The organism is Gracilibacillus suaedae (assembly GCF_017599345.1).
Taxonomy (GTDB): domain Bacteria; phylum Bacillota; class Bacilli; order Bacillales; family Amphibacillaceae; genus Gracilibacillus; species Gracilibacillus suaedae.
This window is the reverse complement of record NZ_JAGFVL010000040.1, coordinates 48,472-63,219: the sequence shown is the minus strand read 5'-3', so window position 1 is coordinate 63,219 and position 14,748 is coordinate 48,472. Positions and strand designations below refer to the sequence as shown.

Annotated in this window: 11 protein-coding genes; 10 read left to right on the top strand and 1 reads right to left on the bottom strand. The window is 36.0% G+C overall.

Annotation, left to right across the window (positions count from 1 at the left end):
* The first annotated feature begins 19 nt into the window (after positions 1-19).
* The 9 genes from J5J03_RS11920 (at position 20) to J5J03_RS11880 (ending at position 12,258) form a co-directional block, all read left to right on the top strand.
* On the top strand, positions 20-1,933 hold the full coding sequence (locus J5J03_RS11920; protein WP_208589785.1) for a beta-N-acetylhexosaminidase: 1,914 nt from the start codon (positions 20-22) through the stop codon (positions 1,931-1,933).
* A 31-nt stretch (positions 1,934-1,964) separates the two neighbouring features.
* A complete protein-coding gene (locus tag J5J03_RS11915; RefSeq protein ID WP_208589784.1) occupies positions 1,965-2,993 on the top strand; it encodes a lactonase family protein in 1,029 nt (342 codons plus the stop codon).
* A gap of 2 nt (positions 2,994-2,995) precedes the next feature.
* Positions 2,996-3,451: a GNAT family N-acetyltransferase gene (locus J5J03_RS11910; RefSeq protein WP_208589782.1), complete on the top strand. Its 456-nt coding sequence runs from the start codon at positions 2,996-2,998 to the stop codon at positions 3,449-3,451.
* 207 nt (positions 3,452-3,658) lie between these two features.
* Complete coding sequence (locus J5J03_RS11905) at positions 3,659-4,684, top strand: LacI family DNA-binding transcriptional regulator (RefSeq protein ID WP_208589780.1); 1,026 nt, start codon at positions 3,659-3,661, stop codon at positions 4,682-4,684.
* Positions 4,685-4,821: 137 nt separating this feature from the next.
* Complete coding sequence (locus J5J03_RS11900) at positions 4,822-6,123, top strand: ABC transporter substrate-binding protein (protein WP_208589779.1); 1,302 nt, start codon at positions 4,822-4,824, stop codon at positions 6,121-6,123.
* A gap of 54 nt (positions 6,124-6,177) precedes the next feature.
* Positions 6,178-7,050, top strand: a complete 873-nt coding sequence (locus tag J5J03_RS11895) for a carbohydrate ABC transporter permease (RefSeq protein ID WP_208589778.1) — start codon at positions 6,178-6,180, stop codon at positions 7,048-7,050.
* A 15-nt stretch (positions 7,051-7,065) separates the two neighbouring features.
* Entirely contained in the window at positions 7,066-7,884 is an 819-nt protein-coding gene (locus J5J03_RS11890; protein ID WP_208589777.1) for a carbohydrate ABC transporter permease, read from the top strand.
* 35 nt (positions 7,885-7,919) lie between these two features.
* Positions 7,920-10,310, top strand: a complete 2,391-nt coding sequence (locus J5J03_RS11885) for a hypothetical protein (RefSeq protein WP_208589776.1) — start codon at positions 7,920-7,922, stop codon at positions 10,308-10,310.
* 22 nt (positions 10,311-10,332) lie between these two features.
* Positions 10,333-12,258 (top strand): glycoside hydrolase family 127 protein, encoded by a 1,926-nt coding sequence (locus J5J03_RS11880; RefSeq protein WP_208589775.1) that lies wholly within the window; start codon positions 10,333-10,335, stop codon positions 12,256-12,258.
* 118 nt (positions 12,259-12,376) lie between these two features.
* Here the strand turns inward: J5J03_RS11880 and J5J03_RS11875 are convergent, their stop codons facing one another.
* Positions 12,377-13,333 (bottom strand): lytic polysaccharide monooxygenase, encoded by a 957-nt coding sequence (locus tag J5J03_RS11875; protein ID WP_208589772.1) that lies wholly within the window; start codon positions 13,331-13,333, stop codon positions 12,377-12,379.
* A 433-nt stretch (positions 13,334-13,766) separates the two neighbouring features.
* Between J5J03_RS11875 and J5J03_RS11870 the strand changes: the two genes are divergently transcribed.
* The gene (locus tag J5J03_RS11870) at positions 13,767-14,726 is read left to right on the top strand and encodes an ABC transporter permease (RefSeq protein ID WP_208589770.1); all 960 of its coding nucleotides are present in this window, start codon (positions 13,767-13,769) and stop codon (positions 14,724-14,726) included.
* The last annotated feature ends 22 nt before the right edge of the window (positions 14,727-14,748 follow it).

The window sequence follows — 14,748 nt, the reverse complement described above, 5'->3', positions numbered from 1 at the left end:
AAAAGAAAGGGTGATCCATTTGTATATTTTATTACAAGGAGAATTTCATTCATTTTTACCTGGTATTGAAGAATTACAGAAGGAAATTAATATTACCCTCCATGAAGACGGTATCCCATTAACAATAGAGAAGAGTGATAGTAAGGAGACTGTTGTTGAGTTCAGAAATGGTGAAGGGTTTATTTCTTATAGTCAAGCCTATCACGTCTATAGAGCAATTGGTTTATTTGTCCAATACAGTGAAGAACAAGCAACGTTTATGATGAAAGAAACACCACATTTTCAAACAATTGGTCCGATGTTTGACCTGTCTAGAAATGCCGTGATCCGAGTAGATCAATTCAAAGGTATGCTTCGAAAAATGGCATTAATGGGATTTAACGCTGCAATGCTTTACATGGAAGATACGTATGAAGTTAAAGACTTTCCTTACTTTGGATATATGCGAGGACGTTATACACAACAAGAATTGCAAGAGCTTGATGATTATGCGTTTCAATTTGGAATCGAGCTGATTCCTTGTATCCAAACACTTGCACACTTAGAAGAGTTTTTGAAGTGGGATGCAGCAGCACACCTTAAGGATACCAGAGGTGTTTTGTTAGTGGAACAGGAAGCAACATATGAATTTTTACGAAAAATGATTACCGCTGCTGCTCAACCTTTCCGAACTAAACGTATTCATATTGGAATGGATGAAGCCGAAGAATCAGGAAGAGGGATCTATTTAAATAAATTTGGCTATAAAGATCGTATAGATTTGATGACAGATCATTTACGACAGGTAAAAGAAATAACAGATAAACTAGAGCTTGATGTCATGATGTGGAGTGACATGTTTTTAAAGCTAGCTTCTAATTCTGGGGATGATCAGTATGATATGTCAACGGAAATTTCAGAGGTTATGAAAAATAAAATACCTGACAATATCAAGCTGATGTATTGGGATTACTATCATACGGAACAAGAAGATTATCAGGCGTTGATTGCTAAACATAAACAATTGGGACAAACACCTGCGTTTGCTGGTGGTATTTGGGTTTGGAATACCTTCGCAACGAATTATGGACTATCATTAAAAACAAGTGAAGCGGCTCTATCGGTATGTAAGCAAGAAGGTATAGAAGATGTTTTTGTTACTTTATGGGGGGATGACGGTTACGAAAATAACTATTATTCGGCGATGCTTGGCTTACAATTATATGCAGAACATCAATTCCAAACTACTGTTGATAAGGAACATTGGTATGCCCGTACTAAATTTTGTACTGGTTTAGATGCGAAGACCTTTTTACAATTAAATGATTTAGATGCCATTCCGGGAGTGGTAAAAGGAAACTTGGACCAAACAAATCCATCGAAATTTTTGTTATGGCAAGACGTACTTCTCGGCTTATTTGATAAACATATAGAAGGGATGGAACATGACGTTTCTCTTCATTATCAACAATTGGAGAATAAGATAAAACAGTCACGAGACCCACGTTTAGAGCTTGACTTTATTTTTGAAGTACCAGAGAAATTGTCGGCAGTATTAGCACAAAAGGCTGCTATCGGTATAAAGCTAAAAACAACGTATGATGATCAACAGGTAGAGACCTTACGGCGAATAGCTGATGTAGACTTACCTGAAATTATAGATAAGGTTAAAGTTTTGCGAAATGCACATAAAAAGCAATGGTTGACCATTAATAAGCCTTTTGGCTGGGAAGTGATCGATATTCGTTATGGTGGACTTATTGCTCGTTTAGAAACCGCAATAGAACGAATTATGGACTATTTGAATGGTGAGATAGAAAGGATTGAGGAACTAGAACAAGATCGTCTACCGTTTAATGCTAATCTAGATAAAACAACCGGTTTAGGCTGGTCCAGTTATTATTATCGGATGGCATCTCCAAATGTGTTTTTTCACGTATTACCAATCTATTAATCAATTTTCGAAAGGACTGAGATCCATTCAAATGAGTAGCTATAAAATGTTTGCTGGAGGATATGGGCAAGAAGTGGAGGAAGCGATACATTTGGTAACTTACAATTCAAAAACACATTCATTTGAAAAGCAGTCTACGATAAAGGGGATTACTTCCCCTTCTTTTTTAGCGCCTCACCCTTATTTAGACATCATTTATGCTGTCAGTGAGGTGGATAAGGGAGAAGTAGCGGGTTTTCAGCTTGATTCGCAGTTCATTGAACTTGGTAGACAGTTTACAAAAGGATCAGGGCCTTGTTATGTCCATGCCGATGAAGAAGGGGAATTTTTATTAATCGCAAATTATGGGGAAGGGAATATTTCGTTACACCCACTAAAAGAGGATGGTTCAATAGAAACGTGTAGTGATGCAATTAAACTGCCGATGGTTCAGCAAGGTAAGCATTCACACCCACATACTTGTTATCCATTAGGTGATCAGAATACTTTTTTAGTTACGGATTTAGGTCAGAATACCTTGTCACTATTTCAAATAATTCGCAATCAACTAAGCTTACATCATGTTCATTCATTTGATTTAGGACAAGGTAAGGGACCACGGCATCTAGTTGTTTCTCAGAATCGGCAATTCATTTATATTGCAAATGAATTCAGTTCTACTGTTTCAGTCTACCGCTTTAATCAAGAGAAGTTAGAGATGGAGCTTATTCAGGAAATTGCTACTATTCCTCAAGACGAAGAGATAGATAATTATTGTGCGGATATACACTTTTCGCCAGATGAGCATTTCCTATATGTATCGAATAGGGGAAGAGATTCTATTACCGTTTTTCAAGTGTTTACCGATGGCGTGCTAACCTTTCATGATGAGGTATCAACACTAGGGTGTTGGCCACGAAATTTTGCTGTAACGCCTGATGGTGCATTTATGTTGGTTGCTAATGAGCATAGTGACATGATCACAGTACTAAAAATTACCTCAGATGGTACATTACAACCGGTACCTGATCAATATGAAATGATTAAACCGACTTGTTTAAAGTTTTTAAGGAGGCTGTGAGAATGACAGATATGTTAGTCAATTTATATTCATTATCCGAAGATTCACTTGATACGACGCAAAACTATCAAATTCGAACGGTTTTACCACCAGAAAAACATAAAGTGATGGATTGGGTTCGAGAGCATTTTTCTGAAAACTGGGTAAGTGAATGTGAAGTCGCTTGCGCAAAGGTACCTGCTAACTGTTTAATCGCAGTCCAAGATAAAGATATATTAGGTTTTGCCTGTTATGATACGACATTTCGAAACTTTTTTGGCCCTACCGGAATGAAGGAAAGTGCAAGAGGGCAAGGAATTGGTTATCAGTTGTTGTTGGCTAGCTTGTTTCAATTACGAGCTAAAGGTTACGCGTATGCAATCATAGGTGATGCTGGTCCCGTGGAGTTTTATAAGAAAACGATTGGAGCGGTACCGATTGATGGTGTGCCTGTGTTGAAACAAATGAAGACACTTTAAATAGTTTAGTTCTGGAGTGCAGGCAATTTGTACTCCTTACTGAACTACTTTTTTATATACAATATTTTTTTGTTCAGTCTGCAAAACGGAAAGAAAGGTAGTAAAGGATAAGAAATAGGATTAATTTTCTAATATTTATTGACAAGGAAAGCGAATTCATGTTAATTTTCTTATAAAGATTAAACGTTTTATCAAAGTGGTGAAAAAATGGCTAGTTTAAAAAAAATCGCTCAGAAGGCAAATGTTTCTGTTGCTACTGTTTCAAATGTTCTCAATAATAGAGGTCGAGTAGGTGAAGAAACTAAAAAGAAAATCTTGCAAATAGCTGAAGAATTTAATTATGCTCCTAATCGAATGGCCAAAAGCTTAAAAATGAATAAATCTCAAACGATTGGTGTTATTGTCGAAGACTTGTCTGTTTTTAATGCACCAGAAATAATTGATGGAATAAATTCTTTTGCGGAAGATCATGGATATTCTATATTACTAATGAACTTACGTATGAAGAAAAAAACCGGTGTGCAATATCCCGATTCCGAAATATGTAAACAAGAAGCAGCACCAATGTTTAAAGTTTTATTAGCAAGTCAAGTTGAAGGGATTATCTATATTGGGATTCATTCACGTGATGTAAAAGGGATACTGCCAGATTCATCTATACCTGTTGTATATACTTATTGTGATACATCTAATCCAAAAGATTTATCGGTCAATTATAACGACTTTAGTGCGGCTTTTTATGCAACGGACTATCTAATCGACGAAGGAATTAAAGATATTGGACTAATTACAGGATTTAAAAATTCTGAATCAACTATTGAACGATTAAAAGGTTTTAAAAAAGCATTCCAAGAAAATCAAATAGAATGGAATCCAGATTGGATTACTAATGGGGATTGGGAATTTAATTCTGGTTATCAACAAGGCCATGTTTTATTACAGACTAACCATAAACCTAGTGCTATATTAGCCATGAATGACTTAATGGCAGGTGGTGTATTAAAGGCAGCAAGTGAATTAGGAATAGACGTTCCTGGTGATTTAGCGGTTATAGGTTTTGATAATCGAGAGATCAGCCAGTATTTAACACCTAAATTAACTACGGTGAGTCTACCATTAAATGAGATGGGGCAGCAATCCATTAAATTATTAATAAAAAAAATAAGAGGAGAAAGAATCTTGTCTAATAAAATTAGATTAAATTGTAAATTAGTTAAACGCGAGAGCGTTTAAACACTAATTTTAGATTAAACGTTTAACCTAAAATGAAAACGTTTAATTCGAGGGGGTGGTGTTTGCAAATTATGTGATGTTGGAGCTTTTCCTTTGTTCAAAGTCATGAGTACAAAATTAAAGGAGGAAAATTAACTATGAAAAATTATTTTAAAAAACGTTTCTCACTTTTTGTTGTAGTAATTGTAATAGTATTTTTAGTCGCTTGTAGTAATGAAAATGCGGATGAGGAACAAAATGAAGCTGAAAACGAAAATAATGCGGATGTACAAACCATCCATATGGCAAAACTAGAATCTGATCCTAATGGAATGATGGAGGAAGCACGTCAAAGATTTAATGAAGAACATGATGATATACAAGTAGAATTTGTAGAGATGTCGAATGACGCATCACAAATGCATGATCAAACTGTAACGCAATTGTCGGCTGGCTCTGAAAATCTTGACATTGTGAATATGGATGTCGTATGGACTGCTGAATTTGCAGAAGCAGGATGGATAGAGCCATTAGATGATTTGTTTACAGAAGAAATGCAATCAGAATTTATTGAAAGACAAGTTGATGCCATGACGTATGATGGACATGTATGGGCGGTTCCATGGTTTAATGACTTACATCCATTATGGTATCGCAAGGATTTGTTAGAAAAGTATGATTTGAAAGTACCTGAAACGTATGAAGAGGCTGTAGAGGTTGCACAAACGATTCAAGAAGAGGAAGGTATTCAAGGATTCAGTATGCACTGGGGACGCGCTGAACAACTTATTGTCAGCTTTACTGAATTTTTACATGCTAATAATGGCGATTTTTTCGACGAAGATGGCAATGTCACGATTAATAGTCCGGAGGCAGTGGAAGCACTTCAGTTTATGGTCGATATGATAGAGGAATATGAAGTGGTATCCCCTTCAGCAATTGGTAATTCAACACCAGAGGATGCCAGAATTCCATTTACTCAAGGACAAGTATTATTTCATCCAAACTGGGGTTATGTGTATTCTGAGAACCAATCTGATGACTCCCCGGTAAAAGATAAAACGTGGGTAGCTAGTAATTTTGCATTTGAAGGTGGGCAAAAAGCCAATTCTGTCGGAGGTTGGAACTTCGCTATATCCAAAAATGCTAGTGATAAAGAAACAGCATGGGAAGTCATCAAATGGTTCACATCCTTTGAAAATCAGAAAGAAATGTTGCTTGGCGGTGGTCAAGTAGGAACTCGAGTAAAACTATATGAGGATCCAGAAGTATTAGAAGCAAATCCTCAATTAGAAGAGTATTTAGATGTATTTGAACATGCTTCAGTAAGGCCATCACATCCACAATACTCTAAAATATCTGATATTGCGCAGTCCTATATTCATCAGGCGTTATCAGGAGATTTAACACCGGAAGAAGCTCTAAACCAATTAGCAACGGAGCTTGAGGAGCTTGAATAATAAGAATAACAGGTATCGGGTGTCACTCGGTACCTGTTATAAGGAGTGTAAATCATGAGATATAGATTCTTACCTTATATGTTGTTATTACCTGTATTTACCATGATTATTATTATTGTGTTTATTCCGCTTATTACGACTATCATATACAGCTTTCAATCATATAGATTAACAGATCCTGATGCACAGGCAACTTTTGTTGGTTTAAGTAACTATTTTGAAATTTTGCAGGATGACCGTTTTGTATCTTCTTTACTAACCAGTTTAATCTATATTATTGGTAGTGTTATAGGGATGTTAATACTAGGTTTAATTACCGCACAAATTGCCAACCAAGCGTTTAAGGGTCGTTCATTATTCCGCGCTTCCATCTTATTACCGTGGGCCGTTGCTCCAGTCGTTGCAGCACAGTCTTGGAAATTTATGTTTGAAACAGATTTCGGGATTATCAACTATGTCTTGGAAGGGATTGGGATCATCGAACGAAATATTCCGTGGCTCGTTTCATCGGACCATGCCATGATAAGTGTAGTAATTACAAATGTGTGGAAGACAACACCTTTGTTAACTCTAATCATTGTATCTGGGTTACAGACAATATCTAGAGAATTATATGAGAGTGCAGATATAGATGGAGCAGGTGCTTGGAAAAAGTATTATCATATTACATTACCATTGATAAGACCTTTTATTGCCATGGGACTTATCTTTACTACCCTACAGACGATCAATGTTATCGATATTATCTATGTCATGACTGGTGGAGGACCTGGAGAATCGACAGAAATCTTTACCCTTTACAATTACAAAGTATTTTTCCAATATCTAGACTTCGGTCTTGGTGGTGCTATGGCAGTTATTGGGGTAATTTTAGTAGGTATATTAATCTACTTCTATACAAGAAGCATGAATAAGCAGTATAACTAATAGGAGGTACTCCTGATGAATAAAAAGTTAAAAGTTTGGTTTTGGATTGGATTAGTGACTATTATATTGATCAATACAATTCCTTACCTATGGACGATCCTAACCTCTTTAAAACAACAAAATGAAATCTATAACGTAAAGATTTTCCCTGAAACACTTTTTTTGGAAAATTATCTGCAAGTATTATTAGAAAGTGGTTTTTTGAAAAATATATGGAATAGTGTAGTGATTTCAAGTGTGACAGCGATAATGTGTATAGTTATTGGTGTACCCGCCGCCTATGCTTTTGCAAGGCTACAGTTTCGAATGAAAAACGGATTGTTCATGCTTGTATTGTTTATGACTATTTTTCCAGGTATTTTTATTATCAGTCCACTGTTTAGCTTTTTGCGAAGTATTGGTGCGATAGATACGTACTTTGCTTTAATTTTACCTTACATTGCTTACTTCACACCATTAGTTGTTTGGATTTTAACTGGATTTTTCCGAACGATACCAAGTGCTATAGAAGAAGTGGCGATTATGGATGGTTGCAGTATTCCAAAGCTAATTTGGAAAATTGTTTTACCATTATCTATTCCAGGGATTATCACCGTTGGGATTATCGCCTTCACATTATCCTGGAATGAATTTTTATTTGCGTTAATATTTACATCTTCAGATAGTGCTCGAACGGTTCCGGTTGCAATCTCTCAATTTCAAGGTGTGCACTCATTAAACTGGGGTCAGATGACAGCAGCCGCGATTGTTGCAACGATTCCTATTGTGTTAATTTCCGTTATCCTGCAAAAGTATATTATAAGTGGACTAACGGCAGGGGCGATCAAAGAATAAAGACAACAATATAAATGTACGTTGGGGGATAATATATGTATAAGTTAACGAACCAAGTGTTCACAGCATTAGTAAACGACAAAGGATTGGTTGATTCTCTTTCTGTTAATCAAGACAAGTCACATATGAATTGGGTTATCAATCAAAGTTATTTAAAAGAGCATAATTACCCGGACTATCAGAAATTGTTTGGGAATTTTTCGATTGAGATAAATAACCAAACTTTTGATAATCAGGGGATAGAACCAAGAGTAGATGTGACAAAGCAACAACTAAAGGTGGATTTTGACTTTTTAGAAGCTGGATTCACTATAGAATATATTTATACAGCAACTGATAATAGTTATTTTGATTGGCATATACAAGTTATCAACCATAATGAAAAGGAATTAGTGATTGATCATTTTAAAGTGTGGTGTGCTCTTTCTTATATTATGTTTCGAGATACAGATGTACATCGGAATATGCAGCAGTCTTGTGCGATATTCCCGCATATTTCAAACGATTATACTAGATTGATTGCCAAAAAGAGAGATAACAATGGACCCGATTTAGCTATTTTGAATTTAGAAGGCAAGACGATAAATATCGGAACTTTCTGTCGATATACGAATAGATTTCGTGAGCAAGTATCGCCTTCATTAGATGGAGCCTTGTTTCACCAGCTTATATTAGCAGAATCGAGTGAAACTAAAGAACAAGGTGATTGGATTTATGACAGTTTAGGTCAAAGTATTATCGTTCCAGCTGCAAATAAGCAGTCTTGGTTATATCGATTTGCGGCTTTTGATCATGCTGAAGAATATCAGCAAACCCTTTTAGATTGCGATCGACCGCTTATTCAATATCCACCGGTTGTATTGAAGGATAGACATTTTATTGGTGAAGTGGTGCTACCTAGCAATACTACAATTCATCAGCTTGTATTAAAGCTTTATGATAAGACGATCGATATCACTAATTATTTAAAGAAATTATCGGAAAATAAGTATCAAATACAATATTTGATGCAAGATTTGGGAGAGCATAAATTAGAGGTAATTTTAGATAATGAAAAAATAGATTTCGTTGTTTTTAATGTAATGAATCCCATACATCGTCTTATCGAAGCACGAGCGAATTATTTAGAGCGAAATGCTTTTATTGAAGAAGAGACTGATGAAAACGCTTTTGGGTTTAAACCTATATCCAATCAAGGAGAGTCACTTGGTAAGTTATGTTTTTTGTTACAAAAAAATTTGATAGCGGAAGTTAAGCCGAAGCAAATAGAAAAAGTGGAAAAAAGTGCAGTATTTTATATAAAAAATAAATGGTTTAAAAATGGTGACTTAACTAGTCCATTGAAAATACATGGTGATTTTTATCGTACATTAGATTTTGACTATATTGCACATGTTTTCTTCTTATTGTCAAAAGTCAATCCAACATTTTTAAAAATTCATCAACCCAATGTTTATTTGGAGTGGGCGGCCGAGGTAATGATACTTCGTTTTGATAAGAATTTACATCAAAGTGAACGAGAAAAAAATGAGACAGAAATGAATGGTGTCTTTAACCTATTTATAAAAGATTTATTAGCGGAACTAGCAAAACAAAAAAAGGTGAAATACTGGAATCGGCTACAAGAACTATGGCAAAGTTTCTGTTTGAGGTTGGTAAATAATGTGGGCTCCTATCAATCAGCAATAACAGAGCATCACTTCGATAATGCGGGATTTGGTCCAACCAGTGAATCATTAGCAATATATGGGGAGATAGAAGCTGCGGAGAAGTATGGTGAATTAATATTGGCGAATATTGGTATAAGTAACGATTTTCGAAATCAAAATCCAGATCGTTGGTGGGAAGCATTATCTTATATGATTCATTCCTTATGGGGAGGGCTTGTATCCCATTCAGCTCTCGTCCTCTTTGAAAAAAGTAAAAAAACAGCTTATCTGCATGCAGCTTACCGATCGATGATGGCTGTCCTCTATTGTTATGACTGGAATGCAAGTGCCACTTTAAATGAGCTAAAAGAGGGGGAAGCAGCTTCGACTTATAGTGTTGCCTACCCCAATATTAATAAGCCATCCTTATCCCATAATCGTTTTGGACAATCTGTATTTCTTGAAGATGATCCGGAACTGTTTGCTGGAAATGCAACAGGTGACGATTGGGATATGGGAGAAGAGTTAGTAGCGTATTTAAAAGGATTTGGTACAACAACATATGTCTATCAAGAAAATGGCACGGTGCATTGTGTAAATGGAATTATTATCGAAAAGAACGGTCAATTGATTATTGAAAGTCATGCAGCATACCCAAAAGAATATAAGTTTTACCGAATGGGAATAGCGGATGTATACAAACAAGATAATCAAGATTTTTCACGGATCGTTATCGAAAGAGAGCATGATCAGGGGTGGAAAATTATTAATCTATAACATACACGAGGAGGAATAAACGATGAATAAGATGACACCAATTCAGCTTTCGCAAGTGAAGATTAAGGATGCATTTTGGAGTCCATGGCAAAACCTTGTAAAAGATTCCATCATTCCATATCAGTGGAATGCTTTAAATGACCGGATACCTGGAGCTGAACCGAGCCGAACGGTCAAAAATTTTGAAATAGCAGCTGGTAGATCAAATGGTAAGCATTATGGCATGGTTTTTCAAGATAGTGATTTGTACAAATGGATGGAAACAGTAGCATACACCCTTCATATGGAGAAAAGTAACAAATGGGAGGAGATTATGGATGAAGTTATCCAATTAATTGAAGAAGCACAAGAAGAAAATGGTTACCTCAACACCTATTTTAGTGTTAATCATCCAGATAAAAAATGGACGAATTTAAAAGATGATCATGAATTGTATTGTATTGGTCATTTAATTGAGGCGGCAGTAGCCTATTATGAAGCAACAGGAAAAGACCAAATTATACAGATCGTCAATAAAGCAATTGAGCATATTACAGAGGTAATTGGAGAAGATGATGGAAAGCTTGCTGGATATCCAGGACATCCTGAAATTGAGCTTGCTTTGATGAAATTATATAGGATAACTGGCAAAGAGGCGTATATCAATTTGTGTAAGTTTTTTATCGAGGAAAGAGGCAGAAGAACTCCACATCATTTCTTTGATGAAGAAACTAAAAATCGTGGCGAAAAGCCTGAAAATGATTATAGTTATTATCAAGCTCATTTACCAATTAGAGAGCAACGAACAGCTGAAGGGCATTCGGTTCGTGCCACCTATTTATATAGTGGTATGGTCGATTTGGCAAGCGAATTAGAAGACGAAGAACTATTGGAGGTTTGTCACGCCCTTTGGGAGAATACCGTTAATAAGAGAATGTATGTAACTGGTGGGATTGGTTCATCTGCACATCAAGAAAGATTTACGGTCGATTATGATTTACCAAATGATAGAGCATATACCGAAACATGTGCTTCGGTTGCACTAATCATGTGGGCTCAACGTATGGTGCAAATAGCGGCCGATTCTAAGTATACGGATGTGTTAGAACGAGTATTATATAATGGGGCGTTAAGTGGTATTGCATTAGATGGTAAAAGCTATTTCTATGTGAATCCATTAGAAGTTTGGCCACACACAACAAACTGTAGACATGATATGAATTCAGTTAAAACAACAAGACAACCTTGGTTCGGTTGTGCTTGCTGTCCACCGAACATTGCTAGATTATTAGCTTCCCTCGGTCAATATATTTATTCTGCTAATCAGAAAGAACTGTATGTCCATTTATATATTAGTGGTGAAACTGAATTTATAATGGATGGTGAGCTTGTTAACGTAGAACAACAATCTAATTATCCTTGGGATGGAAATATTAACTTTCGTTTAGATTTGAAAAAGCCAACATCCTTTACATTGGCATTAAGAATTCCAAGTTGGTGTAAAAAAAGCCAACTGTTCATTAATGGCACGGAATATCCAGTAGAAAAAGTGAAAGGATATGCAAAAGTTAACAAAGAATGGCATCCAGATGATGAAGTAACATTACTTCTAGATATGCCAGTAGAAACCGTTAGATCACATCCAGCTGTACGTGAAAATGCAGGTAAAGTGGCACTTCAACGTGGGCCAATCGTCTATTGCCTGGAAGAAATTGATAATGGAGCAAATTTACAAGATATCCAACTAGATTCGAATCAAACATTTTCAGTAGACTTTAATGCTTCCCTCTTAAATGGTCTGATGATTGTAAAAGGAACAGGCTTCCAAACAGATACTGAAAAAATTCAAGACCAACTCTATACAACAGCTCTACCATCCTTTATAGAAAAAGAATTAATAGCAATTCCTTACTACGCATGGAGTAATAGAGGTGAGAATGAAATGTTAGTTTGGATAAGAGAAAAGTAATTTATTATATTAACAGGTAATTATGATGTGTAAAAGCCCCTGTATCATATATTTTGAAACAGGGGTAATTCTTTATTATACCTCGGAGGTTTTGTTATTTTTTAATGTATTTTGAATCTCAACTCACGACAATCCATACGTCACTTGTGTTAGGTGTTTCACCTTGTGTCCACCAGAGTGCTTCATATATGACACCTTGATATGAAACACGATCTCCACCATTATATGCAGTGGTACTGGACCATTCTGGAACTTCAGGCTGTTCAGGCGTTTCAGGTGCGTCCCCGCTTACCAATTCCCATACGTCTGATTCACCGGGAGTATCTCCTTGTGTCCACCACTTTGCTTGATAAACGTTTCCATTATAAGAAACTTGATCACCATTTAAATAAACAGCATTTGGATCCCATTCCGGTGTGTCACCAGGTTTTTCCGGATCAGGTTCACCTGGTTCCCCAGGATCTCCAGGCTCAAATTCCCCGTCAAAGTTAGCATCAATTACTTGATAAAAACCATTTGCTGTATCAGCTACTTCCCAATACGCAAGTATAACATGATATCCTGACCTTTGAGGAATTTCACAATCATGTGTTGTCGTGAAATCAGGGCGTTGTCCATTATCATTATGTGTACAGAATAATTCAAAATCTGATCGTTCTAACGGAGAATTAGGATCCCATCCTTCTTTTGTAATATAGTAATCCCAATTGTATGATGCATGTGCAGCAGTTAATGTCCATTCAAAGGTAAAGGCGCCACTTGACATCGGAACTTTCGCCCAACGATTTTCAGATTGTTCGTCTAATTTAGGAAAGACGCCTCCAGCACTGGCAATCTGTCCATCTGCTACCCCTGCTTCAGGAAAGTTACCAGGTCCCTCAAGGCTCTGTGGTTCATAAACTACAGCCCCACAATCAACATTAACCCCATCTGCACATAGTAGAGCCCTACTTTCGGGATTACTAACATATCCATGAGCAGAAACCATCGTGGTGAAAGCTAAAGACACACCAAATAATCCAACAACCATCAATGCGACTTTTAGAAAACTAAGATTACTAATTTTTATACTCATCTTTTCTCCTCCTTGATTATAATACTAGAAGTCTATACCTATATAAGCGAAAAATATTGGGTAAGAGCCTCAATAATTTCGGATTCCACCTCCTTTTTCTACCATGAAAAGAAAACCCTTACATTTTATATCATAGAGGATGCAAGTGTTTAATTCAATAGTAACGAAGAAATTTAGTAAAAAAATCCTATAAAAGAAAAACTAATCAATAAATTTATCCGTTCTTAACTAAAACACAAAAAAGGATTGCATTCCACACTGTAAATTGGTATAGTTATCTTATCCAATAAATTTTATCAACGAGAACATAATCATCTTAGAAATGTCTGGGAGTTTATGTTCTCTTTTTTTTATGTGTAAGAAATGCGATGACTTTGCCAGGAGTGTGTAAGTACAGTCGTTCTTGATTTAAAAAAATGGGATAAGGAGGCAAATGGGTGTGAAATCGGAGGTTATCACAAAAGGTATAAAGGTTAATAAGAAGAAAAGCTTTTTCAAGAGATACTTTGGTCAGTTTGACTTGCAAATGATGGTAATACCTGGTCTGATCTTTATTTTTATTTTTAACTATATACCGATGTATGGTGTGTTAATGGCTTTTCAGAATTATGACATATTTGAGGGAATGATGGGGAGTGAATGGGTTGGACTAGAGCATTTTAAAATGTTTTTTTCTGATCCAAGGTTTCTGGAAATATTGCGTAATACCTTTGTTATCAGTGGATTGAAGATTTTGATATGTTTTCCTGCACCAATCATGCTTGCTCTTATGTTAAATGAAGTAAAAAACATGGCCTTCAAAAGAACAGTGCAAACTATCACTTATTTGCCACATTTTTTGTCTTGGGTTATTGTTGCAGGATTTGCGATGTCGATATTATCGACAGACAATGGCAGTTTAAATATTGCATTAGAAAAAACGGGGTTGATTGATGAATCGATTAATTTTCTGGCAATCCCTGAATACTTTTGGACGATTATCGTTTCTACAAATCTATGGAAATCGATTGGTTTTGCTTCGATAGTTTATATTGCAGCAATTGCAGGAGTGGATCCTCAACTTTATGAAGCTGCAGCGTTAGATGGTGCTAGTCGATTCAAGCAAATCTTTTTAATAACAATACCCTCTATTATGCCTATCATTATTATCTTCTTTATTTTAGAAGTAGGAAATTTATTAAATGCTGGTTTCGAAGATTTATTAATTTTAGGAGATTCGGCAATATTACGGTCTGTTTCCGATGTCATTGATACCTATGTTTACCGGGTAGGGATCGGAAGCGGAAGGTATTCCTATGCGACGGCAATTGGATTATTTAAAGCGATCATAAGTGTAGGTTTGTTAACTTTAGCAAATTATATTGCTCGTAGGAATGGCAACAGTCTTTGGTAAAGAATGAGAAGAGGTGAAGAAC